The sequence below is a fragment of the Telluria sp. LT2P34 genome (assembly GCF_059685915.1).
In genome coordinates this window covers 319,336-338,287 of sequence record NZ_JCASIN010000002.1, presented here as the reverse complement: position 1 = coordinate 338,287, position 18,952 = coordinate 319,336, and the positions used below count along the sequence as shown (strand labels likewise).

Here is an 18,952-nt window from a genome sequence, read left to right as displayed (position 1 = left end):
GACCCTGAATCTACCGGCTTATTTACCGTCTTGCATTCGTATTAACAAGTGGCCTGCCTTCGCGTTCCACGAAGCCTTCGCATTCCACGAAGGGTGAATTGCGAATTTAAAGGTTCGCTCGCCGGCGTCTTGCGCTCACACTGAGTGACAAGTTCACATCGACGACTACATTCACTTATGACTAATCAGATTCTTTCCGGCATCCGGGTTCTGGAGTTAGGACAACTGATCGCCGGGCCGTTCGCCGGCAAGACGCTGGCCGATTTTGGCGCGGAAGTGATCAAGGTAGAAACGCCGGGCGATGGCGATCCCTTGCGCAAGTGGCGCATGCTGCATCAGGGCACCTCGGTCTGGTGGCAGGCGCAGTCGCGCAACAAGGACTCGATCTGCATCGACTTGCGCACGCCCGAAGGGCAGCAACTGGTGCGCACACTCGCGGAGTCAGCCGATGTGCTGATCGAGAACTTCCGGCCTGGCACCATGGAAAAATGGGGAATGGGATGGGAGGACTTGCACCGTCTCAATCCGCGCCTGATCATGCTGCGCGTTTCCGGCTATGGCCAGGATGGCCCGAAGCGCGATGAGCCTGGCTTCGCCGCCATTGCCGAAGCCATGGGAGGCATGCGCTACATTACGGGCGAGCCCGGTCGGGTACCGGTGCGCGCCGGGGTGTCGCTGGGCGATACGCTGGCAGGCCTGCATGGCGCGCTCGGCATCCTGCTGGCGCTGTACCAGCGCGACGCCAAGGGCGGCGCTGGCCAGATGATCGATGTCGCGCTGTATGAATCGGTCTTCAACATGACGGAAAGCCTGCTGCCCGAATACTCGGCGTTCGGGACGGTGCGCAAACCGGCAGGGGGCGCCTTGCCCGGCATCGCCCCGTCGAATGCCTACCGCTGCGCGGACGGCGAGTATGTTTTGATTGCCGGCAACGGCGACTCGATCTTCAAGCGCCTGATGCTGCTGGTCGGACGTGCCGACCTTGCTGCCGATCCTGGCCTGGCAAGAAACGACGGGCGCGCCGGCCGCGTGGACGAGCTCGATGCGGCGATCCAGGCCTGGGCCGCAACGCTCTCCATCGAAGCGGCAGTGTCCGACTTGAGGAAAGCAGGCGTGCCGTCCGGACGCATTTATTCAGCCAAGGATATCGCCGAGGACGAGCACTACCGCGCGCGTGGCGTGATCGAAAAAATACGGAGCGCGGACGGGCTGGAAGTCGAGGTACCCGGCGTCATGCCGAAATTGTCGGCCAATCCCGGTGCCGTCCGCAAGCGCGCACCTGCGCTTGGCGAACACACCGAGCAGATACTGGCTGGCGCCGGTCTGTCTGCGGCCGAGATTGCGGCATTGAAGGAAAAAGGAGTCGTCTCATGAGCCGCCGCCTGGAGATCAACGAAGTGGCGCCGCGTGACGGCTTGCAGATGGAGCGCAATTTCGTGGCCACTGAAAACAAGATCGCCTTCATCGATGCCCTGTCGGCCTGCGGTTTTGCCCGAATCGAAGTGACTTCGTACACATCGCCCAAGGCGATTCCGACGCTGGCCGACGCCGAAGCGGTGATGGCTGGCATCGAACGGGTGCCCGGCGTGAAGTACACCGCCCTGGTGCCCAACCTGAGGGGAATGGAGCGGGCCGCGGCGGGCCGGCCGGACGAAATCAACCTGGTCATGTCGGCCAGTGAAACCCATAACCGCGCCAACCTGCGCATGACGCGCGCCCAGTCGCTGGCGACCTTGCAGCAAGTGATACGTGCCGCCGAAGGCGCCGGGCTGCCATGCAATGTCTCGCTGTCGGCATCGTTCGGCTGCCCTTTCGATGGCGAAGTGGACGCTGAAGAAGTAGTCTTGCTTGCCAGGACCCTGGCCGATGCGGGCGCGGCCGGCATGACCGTCTGCGACACCACCGGCATGGGGTATCCGACCCAGGTCGCCAGCCTGTGCGAACGCTTGCAGCAGGCGCTGCCGGGCTTGCCCCTGACACTGCACTTGCATAACACGCGCGGCATGGGTCTGGCCAATGCCCTTGCCGGATTCAATGCCGGCATCGACCGCTTCGACGGCGCCCTGGGGGGCCTGGGCGGCTGCCCGTACGCGCCCGGCGCCAGCGGCAACGTCAGCACGGAAGAGCTGGTACACATGTTCGCAGCGATGGGACAGCATACGGGCGTGCAGTTCGACGCCTTGATCGAGGTCGTGCATGCAATGTCCGGCCTGATTGGCCGGCCCGTGTTCAGCCAGCTCGCCCAGGCCGGGCCACGGCTGCGCCGCTTCGCGCCGCCGGCCTGGCTCGCGCAAACGTTTTCACACTAGGCAGAGGACGGAAGAACATGGCACAGACGCTCTACGACAAGCTGTGGACGCGGCATGTGGTGCACGTCGACGACGACGGCACGACCTTGCTGTACGTTGACCGCCACCTGCTCAACGAGGTCATGAGTCCGCAGGCATTCGAAGGCTTGCGCGGTCACGGCCGCAAAGTGTGGCGGATTGCATCGAACCTGGCGGTGGCCGATCACAATATTCCGACCACGCAGCGCAGCGCCGGCATTAATGATCCGGTCTCGCGCCTGCAGGTGGAGACGCTGACACGAAATTGTGGCGAATTCGCGATTACGGAAATCGGCATGACGGACAAGCGGCAAGGCATCGTGCATGTCATCGGGCCGGAGCAGGGAATCACCCTGCCGGGCTTGAGCGTGGTGTGCGGCGACAGCCATACCAGCACCCATGGCGCATTTGCCTGCCTCGCATTCGGTATCGGTACCTCGGAAGTCGAGCACGTCCTGGCGACGCAATGCCTGCTCGGAAGGAAATCGAAGAACCTGCGGGTGGACTTCAAGGGCAAGCTGCCTGCGGGCGTCACGGCCAAGGACATGGCGCTGGCCATGATCGGCAAGATCGGCACCGCCGGAGCGACCGGCTACGCGATCGAGTATGCCGGCGATGCGGTAACTGCCTTGTCGATGGAAGGCCGCATGACCCTGTGCAACCTGACGGTGGAAGCCGGCGCGCGCTGCGGCATGATTGCCGTGGACGATAAAACCATCGACTACCTGCAAGGCCGGCCGCAGGCACCCGTGGGAGCGCAATGGGAAAGCGCTGTGGCGTTCTGGCGCACGCTCAAGAGCGATGCGGACGCGGCCTTCGACCAGGTCGTGGCGATCGACGTGGCCCTGATCAAGCCCCAGGTCACCTGGGGCACGTCTCCCGAGATGGTAACGACTGTCGACGGCATCGTGCCCGATCCCTCACTGGAACCGGATCCGGCCAGGCGCGCCGGCATCGAGCATGCCCTGGCCTACATGGGCCTGGCGCCTGGCACGCCGATGACCGATATCCATGTCGATGTCGTGTTCATCGGTTCCTGCACCAACTCGCGCATCGAAGACTTGCGTGCGGCCGCCGCCATCGTGCGCGGCAGGCAAGTCGCGCACAACGTTGAGCTGGCCATGGTGGTGCCGGGTTCCGGGCTGGTCAAGCAACAGGCCGAGGCCGAAGGGCTCGATACCATTTTCAAGGAAGCAGGTTTTGAATGGCGCGAGCCCGGCTGCTCGATGTGCCTGGGAATGAATGCCGATCAGCTGCGCCCCGGCCAGCGCTCGGCCTCGACGTCGAACCGCAACTTCGAGGGCCGGCAGGGCGCCGGCGGGCGTACCCATCTGGTGAGCCCGGAAATGGCCGCCGCGGCCGCCGTCATGGGACACTTTGTCGACATAAGGGATTGGCACTGATGGAAAAGTTCACCACGCATGCAGGGCTGGTGGCGCCGCTGGACCGCGCGAATGTCGATACCGATGCCATCGTTCCGAAGCAGTTTTTGAAATCCATACGGCGCTCCGGGTTTGGCGTGAACCTGTTCGATGCCTGGCGTTACCTGGACATCGGCGAACCGGACCAGGACTGCAGCACGCGCCCCTTGAACCCGGATTTTGTATTGAATCAGCCGCGCTACCAGGGTGCAAGCATTCTGCTTGCCCGAGAAAACTTTGGCTGTGGCAGTTCGCGCGACATGCCCCCTGGGCCCTGGCGGATTACGGCTTGCGCGTCATCGTCGCACCGTCGTTTGCTGAAATTTTCTACAACAATTGCTTCAAGAATGGCTTGCTGCCGGTCGTTCTTGCAGAACAAGAAGTCGACGACTTGTTCAAGGCCTGCGACCGCACGCCTGGTTTTTGCCTGGCGGTCGACCTGGAGGCACAAACGATCGCCTGGCCGGGTGAGCACCGGGTAAGCCGCTTCGAACTGGAGCCATCGCGCAAGCACCGCTTGCTTCATGGCCTGGACGACATCGCGCTGACACTCAGCCATTCCGACAAGATCAAGGCCTACGAGGCATGGCGAAAGGGAGAGGAAGCCTGGGTGTTTTAAGCATCGGGAATCCCATCGGTGCGCGTATGGCAAAATGCAAGCTTGCTGAAACATCAATGGTCAAGGAGAGAGCTTGTGAACTATGCGCGGTTTGATCTGGTGACGCTCAGCCTGTTCATTGAAATTGCGCGCACTGGCAGCATTACACGCGGCGCGCAGCAGTCCAATCTTGCCGTGGCCGCGGCGAGCAAGCGCATTTCAGACCTGGAAACCCATCTCGGCACCAGGCTGCTTTACCGGCATGCCAACGGCATCACCCTGACGGAAGCAGGCCGTGCCTGTTCCCAGCATGCGCTCGGTATTCTCCAGGATGTCGACAAGATGTCGGGCGCGCTCTCCGATTTCGCGGCGGGCAGCCGGGGGCAAGTGCGCATCTGGGCCAACACGTCGGCGGTCATCCAGTTTCTTCCCGACGACTTGACCCGTTTCCGGCGTGAACATCCAGGTATCCGGATCAGCCTCGAAGAGCGCAACAGTACCGACGTGGTCGCGGCGGTGCGTGAAAACCGTGCCGATATCGGCATCTTTGCCGACCGCACGACAGTCGGCGACATGGAAGTGTTCGATTACCGCAAGGACCAACTGGTTCTGATCGTTTCCCAGGATCATCCGCTGGCCATCCATGCCAGCATGGCGCTTGCCGATGCGTTGGACTACGAATTCGTCAGCCTCTCGGAAGCGACGTCGCTTGCCGAACGGCTGCGCGCCGAATGCAGCCGCCTGGAGAAGCCGCTGAAGCTGGGTATCCAGGTACGCAGCTTCGATGCGGTCTGCCGGATGGTGATGGTCGGCCTGGGCATCGGTGTATTGCCCTATCTGGCAGCCGAACCCCATGTGCGCTCGATGGGCTTGAAATTGATTACGCTGACCGACGCCTGGGCGGAACGGACCTTGCTGCTTGCCCTGCGCAGCACGCTGGCGCTGCCGGCCCCGGTCAGGCTGCTCGCCGCCAGCCTCAGTGCCCCGGCGGCGAAATCGATCAACGACAGCTTGAAAAACGGGTGAATGCCCTGTCCTGCCGGCCTTGCATGCGGCCTTCTTATGCCTTGAGCGCCGCCGCGCACTCGCGCACCAGCGACGGCCCCCGGTAAATCAGGCCGCTGTACAGCTGCACCAGCTGAGCGCCGGCGGCCATCTTTTCCTTCGCATTCGCCCCCGACAGGATGCCGCCGACGCCGATGATCGGCAGCGCGTCGCCGAGCTCCTTCCTGAGGGCGCGGATCACGATGTTGGAGAGGTCGAACACCGGCGCGCCCGAGATGCCGCCGGTCTCCTTGCCGTGGCGATGGCGCTCGACGCCCTTGCGGTTGAGCGTGGTGTTGGTGGCGATCACGCCATCGATCCGGTGGCGCATCAGGGCCGCGGCGATGTCGCGGATCTGGTCGGCGTCGATGTCGGGTGCGATCTTCAGCGTCAGCGGCACGTAGCGGCCATAGTCGTCGGCGAGGCGCGTCTGCTCGGCCTTGAGTAGCGAGAGCAGGGCGTCGAGTTCCGAAGCGCCCTGCAGCTGGCGCAGGTTTTTCGTGTTCGGCGACGAGATGTTGACCGTGACATAGCTGGCGTAGGGATAGACCTTGCGCAGGCAGTGCAGGTAATCCTCGGCAGCGCGCTCGATCGGCGTATCGGCGTTCTTGCCGATGTTCAGCCCCAGCACGCCCCCGCCCTCCTGGTAGAAGCGCGAAGCCTTGACGTTGGCTACAAAACGGTCGACGCCGCCGTTATTGAAGCCCATGCGGTTGATGATGCCCTGGGCGGCGGGGATGCGGAACATGCGCGGCTTCGGGTTGCCGGCCTGGGGGCGCGGGGTCACGGTGCCGATTTCGATCGAGCCAAAGCCGAGTGCGGCCAAACCGTCGATATACGCGCCGTCTTTGTCCAGTCCGGCGGCCAGGCCCACCGGGTTCGGAAAAGTGATGCCCATGACGACGCGCGGATCGGGCTCGGGCTTGGCGAACACGCCGGTCATGCCGCGCGATGCGGCGCTGCGCAGGGCGGGCAGGGTCAGGTTGTGGGCGGTTTCTGCTGGCAGCGTGAACAGCAGCGGGCGGGCCAGGGTGTAGAGGATTTTGTCGGGCATGGGGCGCTCGTAAATAGGGGCGCGCCAATTGTACCTTGAGCGCCTGACAAAACCGCCATGGCGGCGTTGCATCGTCTCGCCGTACTAGCGTACTGTCTTCGACGCTGCGCCTTGCCCTGACGGCGTTGTCAGGCGCTCCGCACTCCGCGCTAGCGGTCGAGGATGCCCCAATGGCCGCTGATCCGTGCCTCCAGCGGCCGGAAATTGATTTTATAAGCCATCTTCGGGCTCTGCTCGATCCAGTAGCCGAGGTAGACATAGGCGAGCCCCAGTTCGCGCGCCTGCTCGACCTGCCACATCACGTTATAGGTGCCGAAGGAGGCGCCCGGCAGGTCCGGGTCGAAGAAGGTGTACACCGAGGACAGGCCGTCGGAGAGCACGTCGATGATCGATACCATGCGCAGGGTGCCGTCTGGCTCGCGGAATTCGACGAGGCGGGTGTTGACCCGGCTTTGCAGCAGGAACTGGGCGTACTGGTCGCGGCTGTCCTGGTCCATGCCGCCGCCGACGTGGCGCGTGGTCTGGTAGCGCAGGTAGAGCGCGTAGTGCTCGTCCGAGAACGACAGGTTGGCGACCATGGCGGACAGGTTGCCGTGGCGCTTCCAGGCGCGGCGCTGGGCGCGGTTCGGCGCGAACTCCGCGCAGCGCACGCGCACCGGGATGCAGGCCTGGCAACCATCGCAATACGGGCGATAGGTGAAGATGCCGCTGCGCCGGAAACCGTTCTTGACGAGCTCTGAATACACGTCGGCGTTGATCAGGTGCGAAGGCGTGGCAACCTGCGAGCGTGCCTGGCGTGCGTCGAGATAACTGCACGGGTAGGGCGCGGTCGTGTAGAACTGCAGCGTGGAGAAAGGCAGGTCATTTAGGTGCGTCATGCAAGACTCTCTGGACGACGTGAAGGGTCTATATTAACGAAAGCGCGGGTGCGCACGGTTCGATCAGTTTGCAGATAATTAACTGGCAGTCAAGCCTGGTGGCAGCGGCGGCACCACCTCCCAGTGGCTGATTTTCGGCTCCCGGATCACGGATCGCAAGTGCTGCAGGAAGCGGCTGCGCGGGATCGGCGCCGCGCCCAGCGAGGCCAGGTGCCCGGTCTCCTGCTGGCAGTCGAGCATGCGCACGTCGTGCGAGCGCAAGAAGGCGACCAGGTAGGCCAGCGCGACTTTCGAGGCATCGGAGACGCGCGCGAACATCGACTCGCCATAAAACATGTGGCCGATGCAGACGCCATAGGCGCCGCCCACCAGTTCGCCGTCCAGCCAGACTTCGGCCGAGTGCGCGTGGCCCATCGCGTGCAGCCCGGTATAGCCGTCGATGATGTCCTCGGAAATCCAGGTGCCCGGCCCGTCCTTGCGCGGCCCGGCGCAGGCGCGCATCACGCCCTCGAAGTCGGTGTCGAAGCTTACCTGCCAGCGCCCGCCGTTGGTCCGGCTGCGCTCGACGCGGCGCAGGGTTTTCTTCAGGCTGTCGCTCACCTTGAAGTGCGCCGTGTACAGCACCATGCGCGGATCGGTGCTCCACCACAGGATCGGCTGGCCTTCGGAAAACCAGGGGAAGATGCCGTTCTGGTAGGCCTGCAACAGGCGTTGCGGCGACAGGTCGGCGCCGGCCGCGAGCAGGCCCGGCGCGTCGATCGTCAGCGCCTCGGATACGTCGGGGAACGGCGTATTTGCCTCGAGCCAGGGGATCATGGGGTGATTCAGTCGGGTTCGCGCGGGGCAATCATCGGCCGATGGATGTCGTGGCAATGGACGCCGTAACCGATCGTGCCACGGCTCTCGCGGATTTTGACGCGGTCGGCGAAGAACAGTTCCAGCGTCGTGCGGATGGTCGGGAAGGCGAGGTCGTCCCAGGGAATGTCCTGCTCGGTAAAGAGTTTTACTTCGAGACTTTCTTCGCCGGCTGCGAAGTCGAGGTCGCGCAGGCGCGCCAGGTAGAACATGTGCACCTGGTGTACGTGGGCGACATTGAGCAGCGTGAACAGATTGCCGAGCTCGATATTGGCGCCGGCTTCCTCTTCGGTTTCGCGCTGGGCCGCTTCGCCCGTCGTCTCGCCGTTTTCCATGAAGCCGGCCGGCAGCGTCCAGTAGCCGTGGCGCGGCTCGATCGCGCGCCGGCACAGCAGCACCTGCAAGCTGCCCTTGCGTTCGGGGTCTTCCCATACGGGAATCGAGCCGATCACCATTTTCGGGTTCTGGTAATGAATCGTTGCGCATTGCGTGCACACATGGCGCGGCCGGTTGTCGCCGTCGGGGATGGCCAGCGCGACCGCGTGGCCGCACTCGGAACAGAATTTCATAGGGAGCGGGAAAAATGAACGTATGCCTACTTTACACCTGATTCGCCCGGCTGTGACGCCGCCCCCGGCCGGGAGGGGAGGGGGCAAGGCGTCATTTGATGCTGCGGAAGGGGGTTGGCCGAGCATAAGGTTTGCCTAAACGGGCTCGAGCGCGTATAATTCGTTTCACAGACGCGGGGTGGAGCAGTCTGGCAGCTCGTCGGGCTCATAACCCGAAGGTCACAGGTTCAAATCCTGTCCCCGCAACCAGAATTCGTCTTTGCAAGAAAACGAAAGCCGTTCATTCCTTTAAAAGAATGAGCGGCTTTTTCGTTTCCGCCCGGTTTTTCATCGACCTGGATCAAGCGCGCGTCGGTTTCGCGGCACCTGCCGGGCTCGGCACTGTCGAACCGGTAACGCATAACTCTCGGGTGCAAGTATGATACCTGTTGACGACATCAACGAAGCCTGGGGCTGGGTAGGGTTGACGGCGGTGGAGGTACTGGGCGTGAACGCCTTCGGCAACCTGTTGATTCGCGACGCCGACGGCAGCTTCTGGCGCCTGCGTCCGCAAGACCTCAGCTGTGAGCCGGTCGCCGAAGACCGCGCCGCCCTCGATGCGCTCTCCTACAACCAGGATTTCCTGAACGACTGGTACATGCCGGAACTGGTCGACCTGGCCGAGTCCACGCTCGGGCCGCTCGCCGAAGGACGCAAGTATTGCCTCAAGATCCCCAGTGCGCTTGGCGGCCATTACGGCAGCGAAAACCTGGCGACGGTGCCGTTGTCCGAGCTGATCCGGTTTTCAGGGGAGGGCGCGCAGCAGTTCCAGGGCGTGCCCAGGTGGTGCTGAGGCCTTTTCAGAGAGACGCCCAGAGGTAGGCGGCCGCCATTGTTCTGTGCGGCCGATAGGCGGCCAGCCAGGTTTCGGCCCCGGCGATGCCGGGCTTGTCCGTCGTGCCGAGCAAGCGCCCGATCGCCGTGCGCACCGCCACGTCGCCGTGCAGCGAGCAGTCCGCATGGCCGTAGCCGCGCAGCAGGGTGTAGTTGACGGTCCAGGGGCCGACGCCCTTGATGACAAGGAGAGCGGCGCTGGCCTGTTCGAGGTCGTCGCCCAGCTCGAGCGTCAGCTTGCCCTCCGCCGCCAGGCGCGCAACGCGCAGCAAGGTCTCGGCCTTGGCGCGCGAAAACTTGCGGCTGGTCAGGCAGTCGAGCTCGAGCCGGGCCACGTTTGCTGCTTCCGGATAGCACAGCAGGCCGCTGCCGTGGCGTCGGCCGGCCTGCTCGATGAAGCTGCGGCGCAGGCTGATCGCGAACGGCAGGTTGATCTGCTGGCCGATGATGGCCCAGGTCAGGGCTTCGAAGACGGTAGCGGACTGGACGATGCGCAGGCCGGGCTGGCGCTCCACCAGCGGCCTCATCAACGGATCGTCGCGCACGAAGCCGGCAAACGGCGCCGGATCGATGCGCAAGGCCAGGATGCTGTCCAGGGCTTGCATCGCCAGCGCGAGCGTGGCCTCGTCGAGCTCGGCATCGGCGTCGATCGTGCACAAGGCTTCGCTTGACGTCAGTGTCACGTCCAGCAAGGTCGGCACGCCGCCGAGCAATACCGCCTTGCGGATGCGCGCCTCCTCACGCCCCGCGAGCACCTGCTCGGCCACACCTTCGGCATCGCGCGCATGAAAGGCGAGCACGTCGTCGCTGCGGTAGGCGGCCGGCAAGGCCAGCGAAACGGTGTGCGTGCTCATTTTCCCGGCACGGCTGCCGCGGCGCGGCCGAAGCGCGGCACGAAGCCGGTGACCAGCGCCGTGCCGACCAGCACGATGCCGGAACCGGCCAGCGTGTGCCAGCCGACCGTTTCACCCAGGAACAAGGCGCCCCACAGGATGCCGAACACGGGATTGAGGAAGGTCACGGTCAGGGCCGAGGTCGGGCCGACCTCGGCGATCAGGCGGAAGTAGATCAGGTAGGCGATGCCGCTGCAGAGCACGCCGAGCGCCAGCACGGCCGCCCAGACGCCCGGCGTCGGGCTGGCTGGCGCCGGGAAGAAGGGCAGAACCGGCAGCACCAGCAAGGTCGCGGCCCACATCGTGCCATGGGCGTTGGCGAAGGGTTCGACGCTTTTCGCGGATTTGGCATACTGGGTAGCAATGCCGTAGCACAGCGCTGCGGCAAGCGCGGCCGCCACCGCCAGGCCGGCGCCGGGAAGGGTCGAGACGTCGTCGAAGCCGACCAGCAGCGCTACGCCCGCAGTGCCCAGCAACAGGCCGAGCCCGGTACGCGCGGTAATGGCCTGGCGCGCCCACAGCGCCCCGATCAGCGCGCCCCACATCGGCGCCGTCGCGTTCAGCACCGACAGCACCGAAGCGGTCAGGGTGCGCGCGCCGTAGGCAAACAGCAGGAAGGGCAGGGCCGAATTGAAAAAGCCCAGCATCAGGTAATGCTTCCAGTTGGCGCGCAGCTCGAAGCGCTTGCGCAGCACCAGCCCGACAGCGGCCAGGAACAGAGCCGCAAACAGCACCCGGTATTCGATCAGGACCGCGGGCCCGAGCACCGGCGCGCTGATGCGCATGAAAAGGAAGGAGCCGCCCCAGATGGCGGCGAGCAGCAAGAGGCGCAGGAAATTGGCTGTGGTCATAGTCAAGGCGTGAGGGTAGCGCGCATGGTGCCATGCTCGGGCGCAACGCGCATCCCGTTTTTTGCTTTGCTGACGGTTTCCCGTCAGCGCGCGCAGGCGTCCAGCGTGGCCGGCTGCGGCGCCGCCGCATGCGGCACCAGCAGCGCCATCGGCACGCCGTTCTTGGCGGCCGTCATTTCGGCGAGGATGGCGATGCCGATTTCGGACGGGGTCTTGCTGCCGATATACAGGCCGATCGGGCCGTGCAGGCGGTCGAGCTGTTCTTCGCTCAGGTCGAACAATTTGAGGCGCTCGCGGCGCTTCGCGTTGTTCAGCCGCGAACCGATGGCGCCCACATAAAACGCGTCGGAGCGCAAGGCTTCCATCAGCGCCAGGTCGTCGAGCTTGGGATCGTGGGTAAGGGCGACGACGGCGCTGCGCGCATCGAGCCGGCTTTCCAGCACCAGGTCGTCTGGCATGGTGTGGACCAGCTCGACGCCGGCCAAATTCCAGTCGGCGCGGTATTCCTCGCGCGGATCGCAGACGACCACGCGGTAATCCATGGCGCTCGCCACCTGCGCCAGGAAGCGCGACAGGGGCCCGGCGCCGATGATGAACAGGCGCCAGCGCGGGCCGTGGATCGTGTGCAGGGTGTCGTTGTCGAGGCGCAGGACCGCGCCGGGTGTTGCGGGGACCAGGGTGACGGCGCCGCTGGCCAGCTGCAGGCGGCGTTCCAGCAGCTCGCCGGCGGCAAGGCGCACCAGCAGTTCGGAAATGCCGCTGGCGGCGTGCAGGGGCTCGATGGCGAGTTCGATGGTGCCGCCGCAGGGCAGGCCGAAGCGCTGCGCCTCGAGCGCGCTGATGCCGTAGCTGAGGATCCTGGGCCGGGCGTCGGCACGGATACCCTGGGCGCGCACGTTCTCGATCAAATCGTCCTCGATGCAGCCGCCCGAGACCGAACCGACCACCCGGCCATCGTCGCGCACGGCCAGCGTGGCGCCGATCGGGCGCGGGCTGGAACCCCAGGTCTTGATGACGGTGACGAGTTCGCAGCGGTGACCGGCATCGAGCCAGGCGGCGGCGGTCTTGAGTACTTCGAGGTCGAGGCTGTCCATGGGGGCAATGATAGCCTAGGGTGGGCGGCTCCGCCGCTCACGCGTTCAACCCGAGCAAGATCAGCCGCGCAGGTATTCCTGGCGACCGTTACGGCAGCAGCGGCTTCTTCGCGTCCTGCTTCGCCTCGACATCGGCCACGGCCAGTTCGATGGCCGTCAGGCGCGCGGCAATCGCCGGGTGGTTGGCGGTGTGGCCGTTCGCCACCGTCACCGGCGTGGCTGCCGTGAACCGTTTCCAGAACCCGGCGACGCCGTCGATGTCGTAGTCGGCGCGGGCCAGCAGGAAGACCGCCAGGCGGTCGGCGGCGGCGTCCATGTTCGACGGCATGGCCTTGATGCCGGCGCTGCCGCCCATCATCGACAGGTCGGGATTGGCGCGCAGCAGCAGGCTTTCGATGACGCTGTCGAGCGTGGCGGTATTGCGCTGCGCCTTCGGATGCTCGAGGATATTGTGCGCCATCGTGCGCGCGAGCACATAGGCCAGTTCGGTGTCGCTGCGGGTGGCGCCGATCATGCCGCGGGTGACCATGACGCGGCTGCCGTCGGCATAGGCGTTCAGGTTGTCCGCGTTGCCCAGTTCGATGGCGAAGGCGCAGGCGCGCGTGACGGGAATGGCGAGGTCGCGTGGGCGGCCGTCGCGTTCGATGCTCAAGGGCAGGATCGGCGCGGCGGCCAGCAGGGGGCCGAACACGGCGCCCAGCTTGGCGGTGGCGCCGGGCCCGGTCGGCAGCGGCTTGCCGCCGGCGGCCACCAGGTCGTCGCCCAGGCGCAGGCCGGCCCGGGCGGCGCCGCTTCCGGCCAGTACGCTGGTCACTTGCAGGCGTTCGTCCATGCGGAAGGCAAGCTGGGCTGCTTCGTTGTAGATGCCCGGGTAGGAATGGCGGTTCTTGGCGGTAAAGCCCAGCAGGTTGCGCGCCTGCTTCTTGCACAGCTCGGCATTTTCGATCAGCAGCGGCGAGGCGACGCGGTACAGGCGGTCTTGCAGCGCCGCCATCCTGCTCAGCGTCTCGGCCGCCGCTTCAACCTGTGGCGTCGGCTGGGCGGCCTGTGGCGCCTGGGGCAGCGCGCCCGGCAGGCCGGGTTGGCGGATCGGGGCCTGGGTGCCGCAGGCGGCCAGGAGTACGGAGATGGTTACTGCGAGCGCTGCAGGGTGCAAGCGACGAATGCGGGTCATGGTCTTCCTCTGTTATTGTTTTCCGGTGCTGCCGAAGCCTCCGGCGCCACGTTCGCTGGAAGCGAATTCCTCGACGATGTTGAAGCCAACCTGCAGCACCGGCACGATCACCAGCTGCGCCAGCCGGTCGAGCGGCTGCAGGGTGAAGGCGGTATCGCCGCGGTTCCAGGTCGAAACCATCAGCTGGCCCTGGTAATCGGAGTCGATCAAGCCTACCAGATTGCCGAGAACGATGCCGTTCTTATGGCCGAGTCCACTGCGCGGCAGGATCATCGCGGCATAGCCCGGATCGGCGATGTGGATGGCCAGCCCGGTCGCAATCAGCACGGTCTGGCCAGGCGCCAGCGTCAGAGGCGCGTCGATGCAGGCGCGCAAGTCCACGCCCGCGCTCCCGGGGGTCGCATGGGCCGGCAGCAGGTCCTTCATGCGCGGGTCGAGAATCTTGATATCTATGGTTTGCATGCGTATTTTTCGGTAGTCAGGTAGGGAAAGCGCGCTGCTCCAGGCGCTTGCCGATTTCGGAGACCAGCTGGCGGGCCAGGCTCAGCTTGTCGGCCCGGGGCAGCACGGTGTGGCCGTGTTCGTCGAACAGGACAATCGAGTTCGAGTCCTGGCCGAAGGTATGGTGGCCGATATTGCCGACCAGCAGAGGAATGCCCTTGCGCTCGCGCTTGGCCGCGCCGTAGGCGACCAGGTTTTCCGATTCCGCGGCAAAGCCCACGCAGTAGGGCCAGCCGGAGGGCGATACGGTGCCGGCGACGGTCGCGAGAATGTCCGGGTTCTGGGCAAACTCGAGCTGGGGCGCGCCGCCGCCGTCCTGCTTTTTGAGTTTCTGTTCGCTCGGGTTCGCCACGCGCCAGTCGGCCACCGCCGCCACCGCCACGAACACGTGCTGGCCGCTGACCTGGGCCATGACGGCATCCATCATCTGGCTGGCCGACAGCACGTCGATACGGCGCACGCCATGCGGCGTGGGCAGGGCGGTGGGACCGGACACCAGCGTCACCTCGGCGCCGGCTTCGCGCGCGGCGCGGGCGATCGCATAACCCATCTTCCCCGACGACAGGTTGGTGATGCCGCGCACCGGATCGATCGCCTCGAAGGTGGGGCCGGCCGTGATCAGGACGCGCTTGCCGGCCAGGGCCTTGTGCTGGAAGGCGGCGACCAGTTCTTCGAGCAGCTGTTCCGGTTCGAGCATGCGCCCGAGGCCCGTTTCGCCGCAGGCCTGCTCGCCGGCGGCCGGGCCGAAGATCCTGACGCCATCGCCGACGAGCGTGGCGATATTGCGCCGGGTAGCCGGGTTCTGCCACATCTCGACGTTCATCGCCGGGGCGACCAGCAGCGGTACGCCATGCGGGCGCGCCAGGCACAGGGTCGAAAGCAGGTCGTCGCAGGCGCCGTGCGCCAGTTTACGGATGAAGTCGGCCGAGCAGGGCGCCACCAGCACGGCGTCGGCGCCGCGCGTGAGGTCGATGTGGGCCATGTTGTTCGGCATGCGCGGATCCCACTGATCCAGCCAGACGGTGTTGCCCGACAGGGCCTGCATGGTCACCGGGCCGATGAAATGGGTGGCGGCCTCGGTCATCACGACGTCGACCCGCGCGCCCTGCTTGACCAGCGCGCGGCACAGTTCCGCGGCCTTGTAGCAAGCCACGCCGCCAGACAGGCCGAGGACGATCTTCTTACCCTGCAGGTCCATGCTCATCGCCGTTTCTCCGTTTCTGCGTTTTCCGTTAACCGGGGTTCTTGTTCACGCGCAGCAGTTCATCGAGGATGAACAGCATGGCGCCGATGCTGATGCCGATATCGGCGATATTGAAGGCCGGGAAATGGCCCCAGCCGCGCCAGTAAAAGTCGAGGAAGTCGATCACGTGGCCATAGGCGATGCGGTCGATGACGTTGCCGATGGCGCCACCCAGGATCAGCGCCAGCGCAAGGCAGAACAGGCGCTGGCCGGGATGGCGCTTGAGCATGGCCAGGATGAAGCCGACGGCAACGACGGACAGCGCGATGAAGAACCAGCGCTGCCAGCCGCCCTGGTCGCCCAGGAAGGAAAAGGCGGCGCCCGGGTTATACACCAGCACCAGATTGAAGAATTCCGTCACCGGACGCGTTTCGCCATACGTAAACAGTCTTTCGACCGTGATCTTGGTCAGCTGGTCGGCCAGCGCGATGATGAAGGCGATGCCCAGCCACTGGCCCATGCCGGCGCCGGATTTTTTATGGATGGTGGAGATGGTCGATTTTTTCTTGGTTGCCATGGAACGGTCTTGGTAGATAAAGGAAACCGCCATGCCGCGTGGGCGGCATGGCGGTTGGCGCCGGGGAGCTTACGCGAAGCGGCGTGCTTCGCCGGCGCCGAACAGGTTGCTCACGCAGCGGCCGCACAGCCCTGCATGCTCGTGGTGCTGGCCGACGTCGCGCCGGTAGTGCCAGCAGCGCTCGCATTTCGGCGCATCGGACGGCGTCACCTGCACGGTTTCCTCGCTCTCGTTGGCGGCCTGTTCGACGGTCGCCTGGGAGGTGATGAAGACGAACTTCAGGTCGTCGTCGAGGCTGGCGAGCAGCGCGTGCTTGTCGCCCGCGGCGCGCAGCGTCAGCTCGGCCTGCAGGGAAGAGCCGATCGCACCCGAGGCGCGCAGTTCCTCGAGCTGCTTGGTGACGTCGGCGCGCACGGCGCGCAAGGCGGCGTACTTGGCCAGCAGCTGCGCGGCGTCGGGCTGCTCCGGGAAGCTCCACAGGGTCTGCGTGAAGATGGTCTCGTCACTGTCCGCGTAGGCCTGCTGGCCCGCGAACACGGCCCAGGCTTCCTCGGCGGTGAACGACAGCACCGGCGCCATCACGCGCAGCAGCGAATGGGCGATGTGCCACAGCGCGGTCTGCGCCGAGCGGCGGGCAGGCGACTCCACGCCGCTGGTGTACAGGCGGTCCTTCAGGATGTCGAGGTAGAAGCCGCCCAGGTCTTCCGAACAGTAATTCTGCAGGCGCGACACCACCGGGTGAAATTCGTAGCGCTCGAAGTGGGCGCCGATGTCCGCTTGCAGCGCGGCCATCGAGGCGATCGCATAACGGTCGATCTCGAACATCTCGGCCACCGGCACGGCGTGCCTGGCCGGATCGAAGTCCGAGGTGTTCGCCAGCAGGAAGCGCAGCGTGTTGCGGATGCGGCGATAGGACTCGGTGACGCGCTTCAGGATCTCTTCGCTGATCGACAGCTCGCTGGTGTAGTCGGTCGAGGCCACCCACAGGCGCAGGATGTCGGCGCCGAGCGTGTCCGAGATCTTTTGCGGCGCCATCGTGTTGCCGAGCGACTTGCTCATCTTCTTGCCGTGCTCGTCGACCGTGAAGCCGTGGGTCAGCAGCGCCTTGTAGGGCGGCTCGCCGTTGAGCATCGAAGAGGTCAAGAGCGACGAGTGGAACCAGCCGCGGTGCTGGTCCGAGCCTTCGAGGTAGAGGTCGGCCGGGAACTGCGACTGCTGGGCATGCGAGCCGCGCAGCACGGTCTGGTGGGTGGCGCCGGAATCGAACCAGACGTCGAGCGTGTCCTTGTTCTTTTCGTAGGTGTCGGCATCGTCCCCCAGCAGCGTGCGCGGGTCCAGGGTTTGCCAGGCGTCGATGCCGTTCTGTTCGATCAGCTTGGCGACCTGCTCGAGCAGCTCGGGAGTGCGTGGATGGAGGGCGCCGGTTTCCTTGTGGATGAAGAAGGCCATCGGCACGCCCCACTGGCGCTGGCGCGACAGGGTCCAGTCCGGACGGTTTTCGATCATGCCGTGCAGGCGCGCCTGGCCCCAGTCCGGGAAGAATTTGGTTTTGTCGATGCCGGCCAGCGCCGCTTCGCGCAGGGTCGGGCCGCCATCTTTCGGCGTGATGTCCATGCCGGCGAACCACTGGCTCGTCGCGCGGTAGACGATCGGCGTCTTGTGGCGCCAGCAGTGCATGTAGCTGTGGTCGAACATCTTCAGTTCGAACAGGGCGCCCGCTTCGGTCAGCGCGGCGCAGATCGGCTTCGAGGCTTCCCAGATCGTCAGGCCGCCGAACAGCGGCAGCGAGGACGCGAAGCGGCCGTCGCCCATCACCGGTTTCAGGATCTCGTCGTCCTTCATGCCATGCGCCTTGCATGACTGGAAGTCTTCCTGGCCATAGGCCGGCGCCGAGTGGACCACGCCGGTGCCGCTCTCGGTCGTGACGTAATCGGCCAGGTAGACCGGCGAGCTGCGGTCATAAAATGGATCGGCCGCGTGCATCGGGTGCCTGAAGCGCATGCCTTCGAGCTTGTCGCCCATCGTTGTGGCGATGGTTTGCCCTTCGAGCTTGTAGCGCTGCAGGCAGGACTCGACCAGGTCCTGGGCCAGGATCAGGAGCAGGGGCTGGCCATCGCGCTCGGTCTGGACCAGGGCGTAGGTGACTTCGGGATTGACGTTGAGCGCCTGGTTCGACGGGATCGTCCATGGGGTCGTGGTCCAGATGACGATGAAGCCGTTCATCGTGGGCAGCTGCGGCAGGCCAAAAGCGGCTGCCAGCTTTTCGCCCTCCAGGAAGGGGAAGCCGACGTCGATCGCCGGGTCACGCTTGTCCTGGTATTCGACTTCCGCTTCGGCCAGGGCCGAACCGCAATCGAAGCACCAGTTCACAGGTTTCAGGCCGCGGTAGACATAGCCCTTGTCGAGCAGCTTGCCCAGCGCCCGCAGTTCGTCGGCCTCGTTATCGTAGGCCATCGTCATGTAGGGGTTGTCCCATTCGCCGAGCACGCCCAGGCGGATGAAGCCGGCGCGCTGGCGGTCGATCTGCTCGAGCGCATAGGCGCGTGCCTTTTGCAGCACTTCCGCCGTCGGCAGGTTTTTGCCGTGCAGTTTTTCGATCTGGATTTCGATCGGCATGCCATGGCAATCCCAGCCCGGCACATATGGCGCGTCGAAGCCGGCCATGGTGCGCGACTTGACGACCATGTCCTTCAGGATCTTGTTGACCGCGTGGCCCAGGTGGATGTCGCCATTCGCGTAGGGAGGACCGTCGTGCAGAATGAATTTCGGGCGGCCGGCGGCGGCCTTGCGCACGCGCTCGTACACCTTCTTGTCCTGCCAGGCCTTAACCCAGCCCGGCTCGCGCTTGGCGAGGTCGCCGCGCATCGGGAAGGGCGTGTCGGTCATATTGACCGGGTATTTGCTCTCAGGCTTCTTGCCGCCCTTCTGGGCGGGGGTGTTCTGGGCAGGTTTGCTGTTTTCGGACATATGTTTTTTCAGTAGGGGATATTCGGGATGCTGCAGGTGGTGCAGCGGCGCAGGAGACGTTGCTCGGTCCTGCGTCAAATTCGGTCAAGGGCG

The 18,952-nt window shown here is 65.1% G+C and carries 17 protein-coding genes, 1 tRNA gene and 1 pseudogene; 7 read left to right on the top strand and 12 right to left on the bottom strand.

The window, feature by feature from the left end:
- Positions 1-177 precede the first annotated feature (177 nt).
- The 5 genes and pseudogenes from AC56KZ_RS07400 (at position 178) to AC56KZ_RS07380 (ending at position 5,372) form a co-directional block, all read left to right on the top strand.
- Positions 178-1,374: a CaiB/BaiF CoA transferase family protein gene (locus AC56KZ_RS07400; RefSeq protein WP_497161509.1), complete on the top strand. Its 1,197-nt coding sequence runs from the start codon at positions 178-180 to the stop codon at positions 1,372-1,374.
- Positions 1,371-2,309 carry a hydroxymethylglutaryl-CoA lyase gene (locus AC56KZ_RS07395; protein WP_497161508.1) on the top strand — a complete coding sequence of 313 codons (939 nt, stop codon included), beginning with the start codon at positions 1,371-1,373 and terminating at the stop codon, positions 2,307-2,309. The genes AC56KZ_RS07400 and AC56KZ_RS07395 overlap by 4 nt, the downstream gene beginning before the upstream one ends.
- Positions 2,310-2,326: 17 nt before the next feature.
- Positions 2,327-3,730, top strand: a complete 1,404-nt coding sequence (gene leuC, locus AC56KZ_RS07390; protein WP_497161507.1) for a 3-isopropylmalate dehydratase large subunit — start codon at positions 2,327-2,329, stop codon at positions 3,728-3,730.
- Positions 3,730-4,367 (top strand): annotated as a pseudogene (leuD, locus tag AC56KZ_RS07385) (3-isopropylmalate dehydratase small subunit). The gene leuC and the pseudogene leuD overlap by 1 nt, the downstream one beginning before the upstream one ends.
- Positions 4,368-4,442: 75 nt before the next feature.
- The gene (locus AC56KZ_RS07380; RefSeq protein ID WP_497161506.1) at positions 4,443-5,372 is read left to right on the top strand and encodes a LysR substrate-binding domain-containing protein; all 930 of its coding nucleotides are present in this window, start codon (positions 4,443-4,445) and stop codon (positions 5,370-5,372) included.
- A 34-nt stretch (positions 5,373-5,406) separates the two neighbouring features.
- On the opposite strand, the gene AC56KZ_RS07375 is transcribed toward AC56KZ_RS07380, so the two are convergent.
- From AC56KZ_RS07375 to AC56KZ_RS07360, 4 genes are all read right to left on the bottom strand, one after another.
- A complete protein-coding gene (locus tag AC56KZ_RS07375) occupies positions 5,407-6,444 on the bottom strand; it encodes a quinone-dependent dihydroorotate dehydrogenase (RefSeq protein WP_497161505.1) in 1,038 nt (345 codons plus the stop codon).
- A 149-nt stretch (positions 6,445-6,593) separates the two neighbouring features.
- Positions 6,594-7,322 (bottom strand): arginyltransferase, encoded by a 729-nt coding sequence (locus tag AC56KZ_RS07370; protein ID WP_497161504.1) that lies wholly within the window; start codon positions 7,320-7,322, stop codon positions 6,594-6,596.
- A 78-nt stretch (positions 7,323-7,400) separates the two neighbouring features.
- Entirely contained in the window at positions 7,401-8,138 is a 738-nt protein-coding gene (gene aat, locus AC56KZ_RS07365; RefSeq protein ID WP_497161503.1) for a leucyl/phenylalanyl-tRNA--protein transferase, read from the bottom strand.
- Positions 8,139-8,146: 8 nt separating this feature from the next.
- Positions 8,147-8,746, bottom strand: a complete 600-nt coding sequence (locus AC56KZ_RS07360) for an NUDIX hydrolase (RefSeq protein ID WP_497161502.1) — start codon at positions 8,744-8,746, stop codon at positions 8,147-8,149.
- A gap of 172 nt (positions 8,747-8,918) precedes the next feature.
- On the opposite strand from AC56KZ_RS07360, the gene AC56KZ_RS07355 reads away from it, so the two are divergent.
- Together AC56KZ_RS07355 and AC56KZ_RS07350 are read left to right on the top strand one after the other, a co-directional pair.
- Positions 8,919-8,995 (top strand) — tRNA-Met (locus tag AC56KZ_RS07355).
- Between the two features lie 169 nt (positions 8,996-9,164).
- On the top strand, positions 9,165-9,578 hold the full coding sequence (locus AC56KZ_RS07350) for a T6SS immunity protein Tdi1 domain-containing protein (protein ID WP_497161501.1): 414 nt from the start codon (positions 9,165-9,167) through the stop codon (positions 9,576-9,578).
- Positions 9,579-9,585: 7 nt separating this feature from the next.
- Here AC56KZ_RS07350 and AC56KZ_RS07345 read toward each other — a convergent pair whose 3' ends face one another.
- From AC56KZ_RS07345 to ileS, 8 genes are all read right to left on the bottom strand, one after another.
- Positions 9,586-10,473 carry a DNA-3-methyladenine glycosylase family protein gene (locus AC56KZ_RS07345; protein ID WP_497161500.1) on the bottom strand — a complete coding sequence of 296 codons (888 nt, stop codon included), beginning with the start codon at positions 10,471-10,473 and terminating at the stop codon, positions 9,586-9,588.
- A complete protein-coding gene (locus tag AC56KZ_RS07340) occupies positions 10,470-11,363 on the bottom strand; it encodes a DMT family transporter (RefSeq protein WP_497161499.1) in 894 nt (297 codons plus the stop codon). The genes AC56KZ_RS07345 and AC56KZ_RS07340 overlap by 4 nt, the downstream gene beginning before the upstream one ends.
- A gap of 83 nt (positions 11,364-11,446) precedes the next feature.
- Positions 11,447-12,457: an XdhC family protein gene (locus AC56KZ_RS07335; RefSeq protein WP_497161498.1), complete on the bottom strand. Its 1,011-nt coding sequence runs from the start codon at positions 12,455-12,457 to the stop codon at positions 11,447-11,449.
- 88 nt (positions 12,458-12,545) lie between these two features.
- Positions 12,546-13,631: a M48 family metallopeptidase gene (locus AC56KZ_RS07330; RefSeq protein WP_497161497.1), complete on the bottom strand. Its 1,086-nt coding sequence runs from the start codon at positions 13,629-13,631 to the stop codon at positions 12,546-12,548.
- Between the two features lie 12 nt (positions 13,632-13,643).
- Positions 13,644-14,093 carry a dUTP diphosphatase gene (gene dut / locus AC56KZ_RS07325; RefSeq protein WP_497161496.1) on the bottom strand — a complete coding sequence of 150 codons (450 nt, stop codon included), beginning with the start codon at positions 14,091-14,093 and terminating at the stop codon, positions 13,644-13,646.
- A gap of 16 nt (positions 14,094-14,109) precedes the next feature.
- Positions 14,110-15,330: a bifunctional phosphopantothenoylcysteine decarboxylase/phosphopantothenate--cysteine ligase CoaBC gene (coaBC, locus tag AC56KZ_RS07320; RefSeq protein WP_497162121.1), complete on the bottom strand. Its 1,221-nt coding sequence runs from the start codon at positions 15,328-15,330 to the stop codon at positions 14,110-14,112.
- 34 nt (positions 15,331-15,364) lie between these two features.
- Positions 15,365-15,892 (bottom strand): signal peptidase II, encoded by a 528-nt coding sequence (lspA, locus tag AC56KZ_RS07315; RefSeq protein ID WP_497161495.1) that lies wholly within the window; start codon positions 15,890-15,892, stop codon positions 15,365-15,367.
- 69 nt (positions 15,893-15,961) lie between these two features.
- A complete protein-coding gene (gene ileS, locus AC56KZ_RS07310) occupies positions 15,962-18,859 on the bottom strand; it encodes an isoleucine--tRNA ligase (protein WP_497161494.1) in 2,898 nt (965 codons plus the stop codon).
- Positions 18,860-18,952 lie beyond the last annotated feature (93 nt).

Bases quoted from the DNA above. Each gene is read 5' to 3' on its own strand.
- dut (WP_497161496.1), bottom strand. From the start codon at position 14,093: ATGCAAACCATAGATATCAAGATTCTCGACCCGCGCATGAAGGACCTG.
- AC56KZ_RS07335 (WP_497161498.1), bottom strand. From the start codon at position 12,457: ATGGACAGCCTCGACCTCGAAGTACTCAAGACCGCCGCCGCCTGGCTC.
- lspA (WP_497161495.1), bottom strand. From the start codon at position 15,892: ATGGCAACCAAGAAAAAATCGACCATCTCCACCATCCATAAAAAATCC.
- AC56KZ_RS07340 (WP_497161499.1), bottom strand. From the start codon at position 11,363: ATGACCACAGCCAATTTCCTGCGCCTCTTGCTGCTCGCCGCCATCTGG.
- AC56KZ_RS07400 (WP_497161509.1), top strand. From the start codon at position 178: ATGACTAATCAGATTCTTTCCGGCATCCGGGTTCTGGAGTTAGGACAA.
- aat (WP_497161503.1), bottom strand. From the start codon at position 8,138: ATGATCCCCTGGCTCGAGGCAAATACGCCGTTCCCCGACGTATCCGAG.
- coaBC (WP_497162121.1), bottom strand. From the start codon at position 15,330: ATGGACCTGCAGGGTAAGAAGATCGTCCTCGGCCTGTCTGGCGGCGTG.
- AC56KZ_RS07360 (WP_497161502.1), bottom strand. From the start codon at position 8,746: ATGAAATTCTGTTCCGAGTGCGGCCACGCGGTCGCGCTGGCCATCCCC.
- leuC (WP_497161507.1), top strand. From the start codon at position 2,327: ATGGCACAGACGCTCTACGACAAGCTGTGGACGCGGCATGTGGTGCAC.
- AC56KZ_RS07330 (WP_497161497.1), bottom strand. From the start codon at position 13,631: ATGACCCGCATTCGTCGCTTGCACCCTGCAGCGCTCGCAGTAACCATC.
- AC56KZ_RS07345 (WP_497161500.1), bottom strand. From the start codon at position 10,473: ATGAGCACGCACACCGTTTCGCTGGCCTTGCCGGCCGCCTACCGCAGC.
- AC56KZ_RS07350 (WP_497161501.1), top strand. From the start codon at position 9,165: ATGATACCTGTTGACGACATCAACGAAGCCTGGGGCTGGGTAGGGTTG.
- AC56KZ_RS07395 (WP_497161508.1), top strand. From the start codon at position 1,371: ATGAGCCGCCGCCTGGAGATCAACGAAGTGGCGCCGCGTGACGGCTTG.
- AC56KZ_RS07375 (WP_497161505.1), bottom strand. From the start codon at position 6,444: ATGCCCGACAAAATCCTCTACACCCTGGCCCGCCCGCTGCTGTTCACG.
- AC56KZ_RS07370 (WP_497161504.1), bottom strand. From the start codon at position 7,322: ATGACGCACCTAAATGACCTGCCTTTCTCCACGCTGCAGTTCTACACG.
- ileS (WP_497161494.1), bottom strand. From the start codon at position 18,859: ATGTCCGAAAACAGCAAACCTGCCCAGAACACCCCCGCCCAGAAGGGC.